The sequence below is a fragment of the Streptomyces sp. NPDC049541 genome (genome assembly GCF_044465725.1).
Taxonomy (GTDB): Bacteria; Actinomycetota; Actinomycetes; order Streptomycetales; family Streptomycetaceae; genus Streptomyces.
In genome coordinates, this window is the sequence record NZ_JBITLY010000005.1 from 627,433 (window position 1) to 641,829 (window position 14,397).

14 protein-coding genes are annotated in these 14,397 nt (G+C 69.8%); 8 read left to right on the plus strand and 6 right to left on the minus strand.

The window, feature by feature from the left end:
- Positions 1 to 12: 12 nt before the first annotated feature.
- The 4 genes from ACIBW9_RS22215 (at position 13) to ACIBW9_RS22230 (ending at position 4,715) form a co-directional block, all read left to right on the plus strand.
- Positions 13 to 1,296, plus strand: coding sequence for an extracellular solute-binding protein (locus tag ACIBW9_RS22215; RefSeq protein ID WP_398957499.1), 1,284 nt, complete (start codon positions 13 to 15; stop codon positions 1,294 to 1,296).
- A gap of 72 nt (positions 1,297 to 1,368) precedes the next feature.
- Entirely contained in the window at positions 1,369 to 2,358 is a 990-nt protein-coding gene (locus ACIBW9_RS22220) for a carbohydrate ABC transporter permease (RefSeq protein WP_398957501.1), read from the plus strand.
- Positions 2,355 to 3,218: a carbohydrate ABC transporter permease gene (locus tag ACIBW9_RS22225; RefSeq protein ID WP_398957503.1), complete on the plus strand. Its 864-nt coding sequence runs from the start codon at positions 2,355 to 2,357 to the stop codon at positions 3,216 to 3,218. Before ACIBW9_RS22220 ends, ACIBW9_RS22225 begins: the two co-directional genes overlap by 4 nt.
- A 9-nt stretch (positions 3,219 to 3,227) precedes the next feature.
- Positions 3,228 to 4,715, plus strand: coding sequence for a glycoside hydrolase family 3 protein (locus ACIBW9_RS22230; protein ID WP_398957505.1), 1,488 nt, complete (start codon positions 3,228 to 3,230; stop codon positions 4,713 to 4,715).
- 148 nt (positions 4,716 to 4,863) lie between these two features.
- Here the strand turns inward: ACIBW9_RS22230 and nagB are convergent, their stop codons facing one another.
- Positions 4,864 to 5,649 (minus strand): glucosamine-6-phosphate deaminase, encoded by a 786-nt coding sequence (gene nagB / locus ACIBW9_RS22235; protein WP_398957507.1) that lies wholly within the window; start codon positions 5,647 to 5,649, stop codon positions 4,864 to 4,866.
- A gap of 236 nt (positions 5,650 to 5,885) precedes the next feature.
- On the opposite strand from nagB, the gene ACIBW9_RS22240 reads away from it, so the two are divergent.
- The gene (locus ACIBW9_RS22240) at positions 5,886 to 6,956 is read left to right on the plus strand and encodes an SIS domain-containing protein (protein ID WP_398957509.1); all 1,071 of its coding nucleotides are present in this window, start codon (positions 5,886 to 5,888) and stop codon (positions 6,954 to 6,956) included.
- A 39-nt stretch (positions 6,957 to 6,995) separates the two neighbouring features.
- Here the strand turns inward: ACIBW9_RS22240 and ACIBW9_RS22245 are convergent, their stop codons facing one another.
- Entirely contained in the window at positions 6,996 to 7,748 is a 753-nt protein-coding gene (locus ACIBW9_RS22245; protein WP_398957511.1) for an SDR family oxidoreductase, read from the minus strand.
- A 97-nt stretch (positions 7,749 to 7,845) separates the two neighbouring features.
- Between ACIBW9_RS22245 and ACIBW9_RS22250 the strand changes: the two genes are divergently transcribed.
- On the plus strand, positions 7,846 to 8,478 hold the full coding sequence (locus tag ACIBW9_RS22250; protein WP_398957513.1) for a TetR/AcrR family transcriptional regulator: 633 nt from the start codon (positions 7,846 to 7,848) through the stop codon (positions 8,476 to 8,478).
- A gap of 387 nt (positions 8,479 to 8,865) precedes the next feature.
- Positions 8,866 to 10,332 (plus strand): sensor histidine kinase, encoded by a 1,467-nt coding sequence (locus tag ACIBW9_RS22255; protein ID WP_398957661.1) that lies wholly within the window; start codon positions 8,866 to 8,868, stop codon positions 10,330 to 10,332.
- A gap of 206 nt (positions 10,333 to 10,538) precedes the next feature.
- Here the strand turns inward: ACIBW9_RS22255 and ACIBW9_RS22260 are convergent, their stop codons facing one another.
- Both ACIBW9_RS22260 and ACIBW9_RS22265 read right to left on the minus strand, forming a co-directional pair.
- On the minus strand, positions 10,539 to 10,796 hold the full coding sequence (locus ACIBW9_RS22260; protein WP_016639615.1) for a WhiB family transcriptional regulator: 258 nt from the start codon (positions 10,794 to 10,796) through the stop codon (positions 10,539 to 10,541).
- A gap of 319 nt (positions 10,797 to 11,115) precedes the next feature.
- Entirely contained in the window at positions 11,116 to 12,084 is a 969-nt protein-coding gene (locus ACIBW9_RS22265; RefSeq protein ID WP_398957515.1) for a diacylglycerol/lipid kinase family protein, read from the minus strand.
- A gap of 169 nt (positions 12,085 to 12,253) precedes the next feature.
- Here ACIBW9_RS22265 and ACIBW9_RS22270 point away from each other — a divergent pair, with 169 nt between their 5' ends.
- Positions 12,254 to 12,703 (plus strand): hypothetical protein, encoded by a 450-nt coding sequence (locus ACIBW9_RS22270; RefSeq protein WP_398957516.1) that lies wholly within the window; start codon positions 12,254 to 12,256, stop codon positions 12,701 to 12,703.
- A gap of 75 nt (positions 12,704 to 12,778) precedes the next feature.
- Here ACIBW9_RS22270 and ACIBW9_RS22275 read toward each other — a convergent pair whose 3' ends face one another.
- Both ACIBW9_RS22275 and ACIBW9_RS22280 read right to left on the minus strand, forming a co-directional pair.
- Complete coding sequence (locus ACIBW9_RS22275) at positions 12,779 to 13,915, minus strand: RNA polymerase sigma factor SigF (RefSeq protein ID WP_398957518.1); 1,137 nt, start codon at positions 13,913 to 13,915, stop codon at positions 12,779 to 12,781.
- The gene (locus ACIBW9_RS22280; RefSeq protein WP_004925829.1) at positions 13,912 to 14,325 is read right to left on the minus strand and encodes an anti-sigma regulatory factor; all 414 of its coding nucleotides are present in this window, start codon (positions 14,323 to 14,325) and stop codon (positions 13,912 to 13,914) included. Before ACIBW9_RS22280 ends, ACIBW9_RS22275 begins: the two co-directional genes overlap by 4 nt.
- Positions 14,326 to 14,397 lie beyond the last annotated feature (72 nt).

Genomic DNA, 14,397 nt, shown 5'->3' on the forward strand with positions numbered 1-14,397 from the left:
GAGGAGGGTGGCGTGAAGCGCAAGCTCATAGCCGCGATCGGTATCGCGGGCATGATGGTCTCCATCGCGGCGTGTGGCAGCAGTGACGGCAAGGGTTCTTCCAACAGCGGCGCGGACGCCAAGGAGCTGACTGTCTGGCTCACCGTCGACGCCCAGAACAACTGGCCGAACCTGGTGAAGGCCGCCGACGCGGCCGTCCAGAAGAAGCACCCCGGCATCAAGATCAACCACGAGTACTACGGCTGGCCGGACAAGAACACCAAGCTCGACGCGGTCCTCGCCACCGACAAGGCCCCCGACGTGGTCGAGATGGGCAACACCGAGATGCTGGGCTACATGGTCAAGGGCGCCTTCGCCCCCCTGGACCCCTCGAAGTTCAGCAACTCCGCCGCCTGGCTGGACGGCCTCAAGGCCTCGGTGACGTACGGCGGCAAGACCTACGGCGTGCCGTACTACGCGGGCGGCCGGGTCGGCAACTGGCGCAAGGACGTCTTCGCCTCGGCGGGCGTCAAGTCCACGCCGAAGACGTACGCCGAGCTCACCGCCGACCTCGACAAGGTGCAGCGGAAGGAGGGGGACAAGTTCTCCGCCTGGTACCAGCCCACCCGTGACTGGTACGCGGCCATGTCCTTCGTCTACGACGCCGGCGGCTCCATCGCCAAGGAGGAGGGCGGTCAGTGGAAGGCCAACCTCTCCTCGCCCGAGTCGGTCAAGGGCCTCACCGAGTTCAAGAACGTCATCGACAAGTACATGCACGGTGACAAGACCAAGGACGAGTCCGACCGTTACATCGTCTACGGCCAGGGCAAGTCCGGCATGATCTTCGGCGCCGCCTGGGAGGGCGCGACCGCCGCCGACCCGAAGAACGACAAGACCGGCAAGCTCAAGAACAACCTCGAGAACTTCGTGATGCCGGGTCCGTCCGGCAAGAACCTCCCGGTCTTCCTCGGCGGCTCCGACCTCGCCGTCCCCGTCAAGTCCAAGGCACAGGCGCTCGCCGCCGAGTGGATCGACGCGTTCACCGGCCCCGCCGGACAGAAGGGCCTGATGGCCAAGGGCAACCTGCCCAACAACAAGACCGACCTCGCGACGCTGAAGAGCGACCCCGCGACGGCGGTCCCGGCCACCGCCGCCGAGTCCAACTGGTTCGTCCCGATGGCACCCGGCTGGGGCCAGGTCGAGAAGGCGCAGGTCCTGCAGACCATGCTGCAGGACATCGGCACCGGCAAGAAGTCGGTCGAGGCCGCCGCCAAGGACGCGGACGCCGCGATCGACAAGGTCATCAACACCAAGTGACCTGCAAGCGGGGTTCCGCCCGGGCGGAACCCCGCTCTCCGTACGACCTGAGGGACCGCTGAGGAGCGCGCGATGAGTGCCGCAGACACGACCACCCCTGCCAAGGTGCCGCCGCCGCGGCAGGCGCCGCCACCGCCGCCGGTCGCCAGGGAACCACGCAGAGCCCGGACTTCGGGCGGCGCGGCCACCCCGTGGCTGCTGCTCGCCCCCTGTCTGCTGATCCTGGCGCTGGTCCTCGGCTATCCGCTGGTCCGCCTGGTCACCCTGTCCTTCCAGAAGTTCGGGCAGTCCCAGCTGTGGGGCTTCCAGCCCGCCGACTGGGTCGGGTTCAGCAACTTCACCGGAGTGCTGGGCGACGGCGAGTTCTGGCAGGTGGTGCTCCGCACGATCCTCTTCGCGGGCGGCTCGGTCGTCTTCACGATGGTGCTGGGCATGCTGATCGCCCTGCTCCTGCAGCGGGTCTCCGGCTGGGTGAAGACGCTGGTCAACATCGTGCTGGTGGCGAGCTGGGGCATGCCGATCATCGTCGCCACCACCGTCTTCAAGTGGCTGTTCGACGCCGACTACGGCATCCTCAACGCCCTGCTCAGCAAGCTGCCCGGCGTGGATCTCATCGGCCACAACTGGTTCGCCAGCGGGCCCCAGGGCCTCGCCGTGATCATGCTGCTGGTGGTCTGGGGGGCCGTCCCCTTCGTCGTCATCACCCTCAGCGCCGGCCTCACCCAGGTCCCCGCCGAACTGGAGGAGGCGGCCCGCCTGGACGGCGCGGGCGCCTGGGGCGTCTTCCGGTACGTCACCCTGCCCATCCTCAAGCCGATCATCGTGATGCTCACGACCCTGTCGGTCATCTGGGACATGGGCGTCTTCCCGCAGGTCTTCGTGATGCGCAACGGCCATCCCGAGCAGGAGTTCCAGCTGCTGACCACCTACTCGTACGACCGTGCCTTCGTGGTCAACGACTATGCGCAGGGCTCCGCGATCGCCCTGATCACCGTGGTGCTGCTGCTCGGCGTGGTCGCCGTGTACATGCGCCAGATGCTGAAGATCGGAGAGGTCGAATGAGCGCGATCACCACCGGGCGGCCCGCGACCACGGAGGGCCGGCCCCGGAAGACGAAGGCCGGCTGGAACCTCCTCGGTCTCCTGGTCTTCCTCACCGCCGGCTTCCCCGTCTACTGGATGCTCAACACGGCCATCAAGCCGGCCAAGGACACCATCGACCCCGACCCGAGCCTGTTCCCGACCGGCTTCACCCTCGACAACTTCCGCCGGGCGCTGGCCATCGCGGACTTCTGGGGCCCGGTCGGCCGCAGCCTGATCGTCTCCCTCTCGGTCGTGGCGATCGGCATCGTCGTCGGCATGCTGGCGGCGCTCGCCATCTCCCGGTTCGCCTTCCGCGGCCGCAAGATCGTGATCGTCGGCATCCTCGCGGTCCAGATGGTCCCGCTGGTCGCCATGATCATTCCGATCTTTCTGCTCCTCAACGACCTGGAGCAGTACGACAAGCTCTCGGGCCTGATCATCACCTATCTGACCTTCATCCTTCCCTTCACGGTGTGGACGCTGCGCGGCTTCATCGTCAACATCCCGAAGGAACTGGAAGAGGCGGCGATGGTCGACGGCTGCAGCCGCACGGGCGCCTTCATCCGGGTCGTCTTCCCGCTGCTGGCCCCCGGCATGGTCGCGACCTCGGTCTACGGCTTCATCCAGGCCTGGAACGAATACCTCTACGCCCTGATGCTGCTCAGCCAGCAACACCAGACCGCGACCGTCTGGCTCGGCAACTTCACCACCAAGCACGGCACCGAATACGCGCCGATGATGGCCGGGGCCACGATGATGGCCGTGCCGATCGTCGCCCTGTTCCTCCTCGTCCAGCGCAAGATGGCCGCGGGCCTGACCGCCGGCGCAGTGAAGGGATAACGCCACCCGATGACGACATTCGCCAGCGGTACCGACACTCTCACGCGCGACGCCCTGACGGTCCTGCAGCCGGGCTTCACCGGCACCACCGCGCCCGACTGGCTGCTGCGCCGCCTGGGCGAAGGCCTCGCGTCGGTCGGCCTCTTCGGCCGCAACATCGCCTCATCCGAACAACTCGCGGCCCTCACCGCCCAGTTGCGCGCCGAACGAGACGACGTCCTCGTCGCCATCGACGAGGAGGGCGGCGACGTCACCCGCCTGGAGGTCCGCACCGGCTCCTCCTTCCCCGGCAACAACGCGCTGGGCGCGGTCGACGACGTCGAGCTGACCCGGGACGTGGCCGCCGAACTCGGCCGCCGCCTCGCCGCCTGCGGGGTCAACCTCAACTGGGCCCCGTCGGCCGATGTGAACTCCAACCCCTCCAACCCCGTGATCGGCGTCCGCTCCTTCGGCGCCGACACCGACCTGGTCGCCCGGCACACCGCCGCCTATGTCACCGGCCTGCAGTCCGCCGGAGTCGCCGCCTGCACCAAGCACTTCCCGGGCCACGGCGACACGGCCGTCGACTCCCACCACGCGCTCCCGCGCATCGACGTGGACACCTCGGTGCTCCAGTCCCGCGAGCTGGCTCCGTTCCGCGCGGCGATCGCGGCCGGCACCCGGGCCGTGATGAGCGCGCACATCCTGATTCCCGCACTGGACCCGGACCGGCCGGCGACCCTCTCCCCGCGCGCGCTCACCCAGCTGCTCCGCGGCGAACTCGGCTACGACGGCCTCATCGTCACCGACGGCATGGAGATGCAGGCCATCGCCGGTACGTACGGCATCGAGCGCGGCAGCGTCCTCGCCGTGGCCGCCGGCGCCGACGCGATCTGCGTGGGCGGTGGCCTCGCCGACGACGAGACGGTACGGCGCCTGCGTGACGCCCTGGTCTCCGCGGTCCGGGCCGGCGAACTCCCCGAGGAACGCCTGGCGGAAGCGGCGGAACGGGTCCGGGCGCTGGCCCGCTGGACCGCGACCGCGGCGGCAGCGGACGCGGAACGCACCCCCGACAGCGAAGTGGGCATCCGCGCGGCCCGGCGTGCCCTGAGGACGACCGCGGCGGAGCCCTTCACCCCGCTGACCGAACCGCCCTACGTCGCCGCCCTCACCCCCGTCGCCAACATCGCGGTCGGCGACGAGACCCCCTGGGGCGTCGCGGCGGAACTCTTCCGCCTCCTGCCCGGCACCGAGACCGGCAGCTTCGCCGGCGAGGACGCGGGCGGCACCGCCCTGGCCGCGGCGGGCCCCCGCCGCATCGTGGCCGTGGTCCGGGACGAACACCGCCACCCCTGGATGGCTTCCGCCCTGGACACCCTCCTGTCGGCCCGCCCCGACACCATCGTGGTGGAGATGGGCCTCCCGCAGGCCACTCCCCGAGGCGCCCTGCACATCGCCACGCACGGGGCGGCCCGGGTGTGCGGCCGGGCGGCGGCGGAGGTCATTGCGGGGGCATAGCCCCGATGGCACAACAGGCGCCGGTCCCTTTCGAGGGACCGGCGCCTGCACGTACTGAGGGGCGCGGGGCTGTATCGATATGCGGCTCCGCCGCGTGGGCGAGCAACGCACCAACCCGAAGATCACAGCTCCCGGCAGACGAAACCGCCTAAATCCCCTGCCACTCCGGCTTGTTGGCAAACGTGTACCGGAAGTAGTCCGCAAACTTCAGCTTGGAAGCCGCTTCCTCATCGACGACAACCGTCGCATGCGGATGCAACTGCAGCGCCGAAGCAGGACACACCGCGGCCACCGGCCCCTCCACCGTGGCGGCGACCGCGTCGGCCTTCCCCTCCCCGGTGGCCAGCAGCACCAGATGCCGCGCCTCCAGGATCGTCCCGATCCCCTGAGTGATCACGTGATGCGGCACCTGCCCGATGTCCCCGTCGAAGAACCGCGCGTTGTCCACCCGGGTCTGCTCGGTCAGCGTCTTGATCCGGGTCCGCGAGGCCAACGAGGAGCACGGCTCGTTGAACCCGATGTGCCCGTCGGTCCCGATCCCGAGCAACTGCAGATCCACCCCGCCGGCCTCGGCCAAGGCCCTGTCGTACGCGGCGCACGCCAACTGCACGTCCTCGGCCGTCCCGTCGGGCCCCATGAACGCGTCCATCCCGATCCCGAGCGGCTCCAGCACCTCACGCGCCAGCACCGAACGGTACGACTCCGGATGCTCGGCCCGCAGCCCCACATACTCGTCGAGCTGAGCGATCCGCGCCCGCGAGGCGTCCACGGCACCGGCGTGCACCTTGGCCGCGAGCGCCTGGTAGACGGGCAGCGGGGTGGAGCCGGTGGCCACGCCGAGCAGCGCCGCCGGCTTGCGCCTCAGGAGCTGCGCCATGGCCTCGGCGATGAGCTCGCCGCCCGACTTGGCGTCCGGAACTATGACAACTTCCACGCTGGCCTGCCGATCTGAAGAAACGGTCCGAAGAGGGGGGCTCAACCGGCACCCGAAAAGGGCTATGTGGTTTAGACCAATCTAACAGAGCTGCCCCTTGTGGCCCAGGTGGAGTGGGGTCATCGTCTTTCCATACGGAGGACAGGCGCCATTCGCCGCGGGGGAGTGGAATGGGTGCGGCGCCGCCCCGCGCAGCACTTCCCCGCACTCCGCAACCGACCCGCAAGGAGCCCACCATGACCGCCGCGACACCGGACCCCCGGACCGACGTCCCGGGCCGGATCATGGCCCGTGAGATGGCCGAGCAGCCCGCCGTGCTGCGCCGCCTCCTGGAGGAGGGCGCCCCCGGCATCCGGCAGGTGGCCCAGGACATCGCGGCCCGCAACCCCCGCTTCGTCCTGCTGACCGCCCGCGGCACCTCCGACAACGCCGCCCTCTACGCCAAGTACCTCCTGGAGATCCGCCTCGGCCTGCCCTGCGGCCTGACCTCGATGTCCACCACCACCGCGTACGGCGCCCGCCCGGACCTCACCGACGTCCTCGTCGTCACCGTCAGCCAGTCCGGCGGCTCCCCGGACCTGGTGGCCTCCACCCGCGCCGCCCGTGAGGCCGGCGCGATCACCCTCGCCGTGACCAACAACCCCGGCTCACCGCTGGCCGGTGTCTCCGAGTACCACGTGGACATCATGGCCGGGCCGGAGAAGGCCCTCCCGGCGACCAAGACCTATACGGCCTCCCTCCTCGCTCTCTATCTCTTCGTCGAAGGCCTGCGCGGCGGCGACGGCGCCCCCGCGAAGGTGCTGCCGGACCTCGCCGAGCAGTTGCTGGCCCGGCAGGACGAGGTCCGCGCCCTCGCCGCCCGCTACCGCTTCGCCGAACGCATGGTCATCACCTCCCGCGGCTACGGCTACCCCACGGCCAAGGAGGCCGCCCTCAAGCTCATGGAGACCAGCTACATCCCCGCCCTCTCCTACTCCGGCGCCGACCTGCTGCACGGCCCTCTCGCCATGGTCGACAACGTCTCCCCGGTCATCGCGGTCGTCACCGACGGCAAGGGCGGCGAGGCCCTGCAGCCCGTCCTCGACCGGCTGCGCGGCCGCGGTGCCGACCTGTTCGTCGTCGGACCCGGGGACCAGGTCGAGCAGGCCTCCGCCGGGTTCGTCCTGCCTACCGAGGGCGTTGCGGAGGAGGTCCAGCCGATCCTGGAGATCATCCCGCTCCAGCTCCTGGCCCACGAGATCACCATCGCCCGCGGCCAGGACCCGGACGCACCGCGCGCGCTGGCCAAGGTGACCGAGACCCACTGAGCCTGTCTGCGGCGGCCGCTGCGCCCTTCGTAGGAGCCCTTACGTCAGCGAACCCCCTGTCGCATCCACCCAGCTCCCCGTCACCCACCGGCCGGCGTCCGACACCAGGAGCGCCACCACCTCGGCCACATCGGCGGCCTCGCCCACCCGACCCAGCGCCGAGAGCCCGGCTCCCCACTCCCACGCGCCCGGGCTGCCGTGCAGGACCTCGTACGTGTTGTCCGTGTCGATGAGTCCCGGTGCCACCGAGTTCACGGTGATGCCCCGGGGGCCCAGCACCTTGGACAGGTCGCGGGAGAGAACGTCCAGCGCGCCCTTGGTCATCGAGTAGGCCATGTTGTCCGGCATGGCGGCGCTCCTGGCCAGCCCGGACGAGATGTTGACGATGCGGCCTCCGTCCCGCAGCCGCGTCGCGCCCTGTTGGACGAGGAAGAACGGCGCCTTCACGTTCACCGCGAAAAGCTTGTCGTACTCCTCCTCGGCTATCTCCTCGATCGACCGCGACTTCCCGATCCCGGCGTTGTTCACGAGGATGTCCAGCCCGTCCGCGTGCCGGTCGAACTCCTCCCACAGGGCGTCCACGTCCCCCGGCCGTCCCAGCTCCACGCCGATCGCGAACGCCGAGCCGCCGGCCTCCTCGATCGCGGCCACCGTCTCCTTCGCAGCCGCCCCGTTCCTCCCGTAGTGGACCGCGACCCGTGCGCCCTCGCGCCCCAGCCGCTCGGCGATTCCGCGCCCGATCCCCCTGCTCGCCCCCGTGACGAGTGCCGTCCTGCCTGCAAGCACGCCCATGCCGGCGCCCCCTTCGCGCAATATCTAGCGGTCGCTACAGAAAGACCGTACAGCAGCCCGCGGACATTTTTCTAGCGCCCCCTATACAATTCACTCCATGGTGGGCAGCGAGGACACGAAGACGAACGCGCAGACCGCACCCAAGCCCCGTGGCCGCCCCCGTTCCTTCGACCGGGAAACCGCGCTGGAGAAGGCGGTCATGGCTTTCTGGGAGCACGGATACGAGGCGACCTCCGTCTCCGACCTGACCCGCGTCATGGGCATCGGCGCGCCGAGCCTGTACGCGGCCTTCGGGGACAAGCGCGCGCTGTTCGACGAGGTCGTGACCGTCTACGGCGCCCGCTACGGCTCCTTCGCCGACCGCGCCCTCGCCGAGGAGCCCACCGCCCGCGCCGCCGTGGAGCGGATGCTGCGGGAGGCCGCCGCCGAGTACACGGCACCCGGCCGACCGCACGGCTGCCTCGTCATCCACGCGGCCACGAACTGCACGAGCCCCGAGGTCGAGGCATCCCTGCGCGAGCGGCGCAACGCCAACATCGCCGCCTTCGAGAGTCGTATGAAGGCCGACATCGCATCGGGGGAACTGCCGCCCGGCACCGATGCCGCCGCCCTCGCCCGCCACACGGGCGCGATCATCCAGGGCATGTCCCAGCAGGCGCGCGACGGTGCGAGTCGTGAGGAGTTGGAGGCGCTCGCGGAAATTGCCATGTCCATCTGGCCCCGCACATGAACCCACACGGGTTAGGCTGCGTGGTGGACGCCAGGGCGTCCGCCCCGTTGGAGACCGTCCGGGAAATAACAACAACGAACAGGCTCCAACGCATGGACACGGCTAGTGGTCTAGTCCACAATTGAACTGATGAGACTTCCGTCTTCCCCGCACAGGAAGGCGGACGGAGGATCCGGAGCTCTCTGCCCTGACTGCCCCGGCTCCTCATCCTTCGGCCATCCGGGACCGCACACCCCGCGGCCGATATTGCTCCGGGCTGCGGTGCCGGGAGGGTTGAGGGTCCCTCCCAGGCGCCGCGGCCCGCGGGTGTTCTCGGGGCCGGTGCGGCCCTCCGGTCGTATTTAGGACCAGCACATACCCCCAGGTACGCTCACACACGTGCCCTCCATGAACGAACTGGTCCGCCAGCACACCGCCCTCGACGACTCCGACCTCGAGTGGCTCCATCTGCTGGTCTCGGAGTGGCAGCTGCTGTCCGACCTCTCCTTCGCCGACCTCGTCCTGTGGGTCCCCACCCGCGACGGCACGCGCTATGTCTCCGTCGCCCAGATGCGCCCCAACACCGGCCCCACCTCCTACCAGGACGACATGGTCGGCCACCTCGTCCCGCGCGGCCGCCGCCCCATGCTGGACGCGGCGCTGGACGAGGGCCGGATCGTGCGCGAGGGCGACCCCGAGTGGCGCGAGGAGGTCCCCGTCCGGGTCGAGTCGATCCCCGTACGACGGGAGGGGCGTGTCCTCGGCGTCATCGCCCGCAACACCAACCTCCTGACCGTGCGCACCCCGAGCCGCCTCGAGCTGACGTATCTGCAGAGCGCCTCGGACCTGGCGCAGATGATCGCGGCCGGCTCCTTCCCTTTCGCGAACCAGCAGATGGACATGGACGCCGCGCCGCGCGTCGGCGACGGACTGATCCGCCTCGACGCGGACGGCCTCGTCCAGTACGCCTCCCCGAACGCCCTGTCGGCGTACCACCGCATGGGCCTCGCCTCCGATCTCGTCGGCCAGCACCTCGGCAGGACCACCGCCGAACTCGCCCCGACCCGCGGCCCGGTGGACGAGGCGCTGTCCAAGGTGGCCAGCGGCTGGGCGCCCCGCGAGTTCGAGATCGAGGCCAGGGACGGGGTCATCCAGTTCCGCGCGATCCCGCTCAAGCCCAAGGGCACCCGCATCGGTTCGCTGGTCCTGCTCCGTGACGTCACCGAACTGCGCCGCCGCGAGCGCGAGTTGATCACCAAGGACGCGACCATCCGGGAGATCCACCACCGGGTGAAGAACAACCTCCAGACGGTCGCCGCGCTGCTGCGCCTGCAGGCCCGGCGCATCGAGTCCGACCGCGGCCGGGAGGCCCTCGAAGAGGCCGTCCGCCGCGTCGGATCGATCGCGATCGTGCATGAGACGCTCTCCCAGAACCTGGACGAGCGCGTGGAGTTCGACGAGATCGCCGACCGGGTGCTGGCCATGGTGGCCGAGATCTCCCCGGGCAAGGTCACCGGCCGGCGCAGCGGTCGCTTCGGCATCCTGGACGCCGAGGTGGCCACCCCGCTCTCCATGGTCCTGACGGAGATCCTGCAGAACGCGCTCGAACACGGCTTCCGCGAGGGCGACACCGGCACGGTCGAGGTCTCCGCGGTCCGCGGCGGGACGACAAAGGAGGCCCGCCTCCTGGTCACCGTCCAGGACGACGGCGTCGGCCTGCCCGCGGGCTTCGACCCGCACACCGACGGCAACCTGGGGCTGCAGATCGTGCGGACCCTGGTGGAGGGGGAGTTGGGCGGCACGTTCGACATGGTCCCGGCGCCGGAGCGGGGGACCCGGGTGATCCTGGACGTGCCGGTGCGGGCGAACAAGTAGCGCCGGTACCCGAGTACGGCCGTACGACAGACCCGTACGACGGGAGCGTCCACAGCAAGAAGCCCCGGACCGTTCCAGGTCCGGGGCTGAAATGCTCGTTGCCAGCTTGTGCTGCGCATCGGGGGTACTGCGCGCTGCGGCTCGGGGGCGGGAGATGCGTACTCGCTGTACGCGCCGCCAAGCTCAGGCTGTTGCGGGGCGGGTTGTCAGGCGGAGGCCTGACGGGCCCGGTTGCGGGCGGCACGGCGCTTCATGGCGCGACGCTCGTCCTCGCTGAGACCACCCCAGACGCCGGAGTCCTGGCCGGACTCGAGCGCCCACTGCAGGCACTGCTCCATGACGGGGCAGCGGCGGCAGACGGCCTTGGCTTCCTCGATCTGCAGCAGCGCAGGACCGGTGTTGCCGATGGGGAAGAAGAGCTCGGGGTCTTCCTCGCGGCAAACGGCGTTGTGACGCCAGTCCATGGCTGCTACCTCTCCTTGGTATTACATGCAGGTTGCTTGTGAATGTGAACGCTTTCACGAATCCCTCAACAAGTGAAGGGCCGAGCGCCAGGTTCCCTGGCGAGGTCCTGTGAATTGAAGAGGGGTTCCGGTGATCTGTGGAGGCCGGTGTTGCGGGCCGTCCCGATCGCCACGTAGAGACTCGCAAACCTCAGCGGCGGATACAACCCCTTCCGGAAAGTTTTTTTTGATTCCTCGGTGTCGACTAGGTCACAGCCGTACTTCCATGGGGTGGATCCTGGCCTAAACGTTCGAGTGAAAGGACTTCAGCCCTTTCTGCTCACACAATCACACGCAGTGCACGGCGTACGCCTGTGAACGTCACGCTCGTACGCAGCCCGAGGTGGTCGCCGTCCATCTGGAGGGGCAGGGGCACCTTCGAATGCAAGGTGAACCGGTCCAGGTCGTGCAGGGACACCACGTGCTTGCCATGAGGGCCGCGCTCGGGGGACGAAGTGAGCAACTGCGTGGCATACCGGGCAGCCGAGACGGTGGACATACGGCTGAGACTCAGCAGGTCGAGCCCGGTATCGAACGAGGCCTTAGGCGCCGCGTACACCGGACGATTGCCCAGATACGTCCACGGTGACGTGTTGCAGATTATCGACAGCACCAGATCGGTCACCGGCTCCTCGCCGGGCCGCTCCAGAGTGATCGAGCCGTGCCGCCGGTTGGGTTCCTGCAGGAACTGACGTGCGACCTGCCGCAGATACAGGGCGTGGGTGGATTTCCGCCCCTGCTCGCGCTGCTGCTCGACCCGCCCCACCACGCCCGCGTCGAAGCCGAGCCCCGCGCAGAAGGTGAACCAGCGGGAGGGCACCGCCTCGTCCTCGGTGCCCGGCGTGCCCTCGGCGAGGCCCATGCCGACCGTGCGTTCGCTGCCCTCGCGCAGGGCGTCCAGCAGCGCGCCGGTCGCCTCGACGGCGTCGTTGGGCAGGCCCAGGGCGCGGGCGAAGACATTCGTGGAGCCGCCGGGGACCACCGCGAGCCGGGGGAGGCCCTCCGGGGCGGGCCCCGCGTGCAGCAGGCCGTTGACCACCTCGTTGACCGTGCCGTCGCCGCCGAGGGCCACGACCAGGTCGATGTCGTCGCTCTCCGCCGCCTGCCGGCCGAGGTCGCGCGCGTGCCCGCGGTACTCCGTGGTGACCGTCTCGAGCTTCATCTCGCTCGCCAGGGCATGGATCAGGACATCGCGCGTACGTGCGCTTGTGGTGGTTGCTGCCGGATTGGCCACGAGAAGTGCACGCATGGGTTGCAGCGTACCTACTGGGAAGTACCGGGCACAGTTCGAGGTAGGGATCAGGTAAGAGGTGAGTGCGTGAGGCTCACCACGGGGTCGTGTCGCAACCTCGCCCTGGCGGTCCGCGTCCCCCGGGCTCGCCAGTGGTGGCGCACATCCCCAGGGCTACCCTTCAGGGGTGACCAGTGAGCAGACCCCCGCCACCGAGGAAAACACCGTCCCCCGCCCGCGCCGCCTGACGTATGCCGCGGGGCTCGCCGCGCTGGAGGGGCTCGCGCTGGCCGTCGTGGGCGTCTGGATGCTCGTGGCGGGCCTCGCGGGTACCCCGGCCGACCCTCGGTCCGCCGTCATGGGCGGCATCACACTGGTCGTCCTCGCCCTGCTGCCGCTGCTGGGCGCGCGCGGCCTGCTCAAGCAGAAGAGCTGGAGCCGGGGCCCGACGGTGATCACCCAGATCATGGCGCTGCTGCTGGCCTGCACCCTGCTCCAGGCCGACGGCGTGGCGATCCCGGCGGGCATCGCGCTCGCCGTCGTGTCCGTCGTCGCGCTGGTGCTGCTGGTCAATCCGGCGACGACCCAGGCCCTCGGGATCAAGGGTCCGGGCCGTGCGCAGGACGGCAAGCAGTAGTCGTACGGCGCCGCGGTCGCCGTGGGGCGACGGTGTCGCCGTGGGGCGACGGTGTCGCCGTGGGGCGACGGTGTCCTACTCCTCCACCAGGAGCTTCTCCCGCAGCTGGGCCAGGGTGCGGGCCAGCAGGCGGGACACGTGCATCTGCGAGATGCCGACCTCCTGCGCGATCTGCGACTGGGTCATGTTGCCGAAGAAACGCAGCAGCAGGATCCGCTTCTCCCGGGGCGGCAGGTCCTCGAGGAGCGGCTTGAGCGACTCGCGGTACTCGACGCCCTCCAGGGCCTCGTCCTCGGCGCCCAGGGTGTCGGCCACCGCCGGGGACTCGTCGTCCGTGTCCGGGACGTCCAGGGACAGAGTGGAGTACGCGTTGGCGGACTCCAGGCCCTCCAGGACCTCCTCCTCCGAGATCGCCAGCTTCTCGGCGAGCTCATGGACCGTGGGGGAGCGGCCGTGCTGCTGGGAGAGCTCCGCGGTCGCCGTGGTGAGCGCGAGGCGCAGCTCCTGCAGGCGACGCGGCACGCGCACCGCCCAGCCCTTGTCACGGAAGTGGCGCTTGATCTCGCCGACGACCGTCGGGGTGGCGTAGGTCGAGAACTCGACGCCGCGCTCCGGGTCGAAGCGGTCGACGGACTTGATCAGGCCGATGGTGGCGACCTGGGTGAGGTCGTCCAGTGGCTCGCCGCGGTTGCGGAAGCGGCGCGCGAGATGCTCGACGAGCGGCAGGTGCATACGGACCAGCTTGTTGCGCAGCTCCGCGTACTCCGGGCTGCCGTCCTTCAGGCTGCGCAGCTCGATGAACATCGCGCGCGCCCCGCTGCGGTCCTGTGCGTCGTGCTGCGTGGCCTGCTGCACGCTCGGCGCGGACTGCCCGTCGCCCTCGGCGTTTCGCTCGTGCTCGCTCATCGTCCCGCCCGTCGCCCTTCTCCGAGCCCTCGCCTCCGCTCGGACCGGGGTGACCCCGTTCCGTCCGTCCAGAGGCGTGCTCTGCACGGCACCTTCCCGATCCCGCCGCCCGTCGTCCGGGAAGCCGGCCGCCGCTGCGCTGTCGGCGTCGTCCTCCGGATGCGGCCGGGCCTGTTCGGGGATGCCGTCGATGCCGTCGGCGCCGCCGACGAGGTCCCCGATGCGTCGGGACCCGTCTGCGCCCTCGGCCGGCAGCTCTCGTGTGCCGCGCTCTTCGTCACGCACCGGCCCGTCCCCTGTCCTCACGCCGGCCCGGGTCCCGCGCCGCGCTGTTTGTAGAGGCTGATCGAAACGGTTTTGTCCTCGTCCACGGCGGAGGAGACCTTGCCCGCGAGTGCGGACAGGACGGTCCAGGCGAAGGTGTCCCGTGAGGGGGCGTGGCCGTCCGTGGTCGGAGCCGAGACGGTGACCTCGAGCGAGTCGTCGACGAGCCGGAAGACGCAGCTCAGCACCGAGCCGGGCACGGCCTGCTGGAGCAGGATCGCGCAGGCCTCGTCCACCGCGATGCGAAGGTCCTCGATCTCGTCGAGGGTGAAGTCCAAACGGGCCGCGAGGCCGGCAGTCGCCGTACGCAGCACCGACAGGTAGGCACCCGCGGCCGGCAGCCGGACTTCCACGAAGTCCTGGGTCGCGGGCTCGCCTGCGATCTGGGACACCCTCACCTCCAAGGTGGTACAAGCTTCTCGGGGCCGAGGGTCGCCCCCCGGGATAACGCGATGTGTGTTCAG

Excerpts from the sequence above, each read along its gene's own strand:
- ACIBW9_RS22220 (WP_398957501.1), top strand. The coding sequence starts at position 1,369 with ATGAGTGCCGCAGACACGACCACCCCTGCCAAGGTGCCGCCGCCGCGG.
- ACIBW9_RS22225 (WP_398957503.1), top strand. The coding sequence starts at position 2,355 with ATGAGCGCGATCACCACCGGGCGGCCCGCGACCACGGAGGGCCGGCCC.
- ACIBW9_RS22230 (WP_398957505.1), top strand. The coding sequence starts at position 3,228 with ATGACGACATTCGCCAGCGGTACCGACACTCTCACGCGCGACGCCCTG.
- ACIBW9_RS22240 (WP_398957509.1), top strand. The coding sequence starts at position 5,886 with ATGACCGCCGCGACACCGGACCCCCGGACCGACGTCCCGGGCCGGATC.
- ACIBW9_RS22245 (WP_398957511.1), bottom strand. The coding sequence starts at position 7,748 with ATGGGCGTGCTTGCAGGCAGGACGGCACTCGTCACGGGGGCGAGCAGG.
- ACIBW9_RS22250 (WP_398957513.1), top strand. The coding sequence starts at position 7,846 with ATGGTGGGCAGCGAGGACACGAAGACGAACGCGCAGACCGCACCCAAG.
- ACIBW9_RS22255 (WP_398957661.1), top strand. The coding sequence starts at position 8,866 with ATGAACGAACTGGTCCGCCAGCACACCGCCCTCGACGACTCCGACCTC.
- ACIBW9_RS22260 (WP_016639615.1), bottom strand. The coding sequence starts at position 10,796 with ATGGACTGGCGTCACAACGCCGTTTGCCGCGAGGAAGACCCCGAGCTC.
- ACIBW9_RS22265 (WP_398957515.1), bottom strand. The coding sequence starts at position 12,084 with ATGCGTGCACTTCTCGTGGCCAATCCGGCAGCAACCACCACAAGCGCA.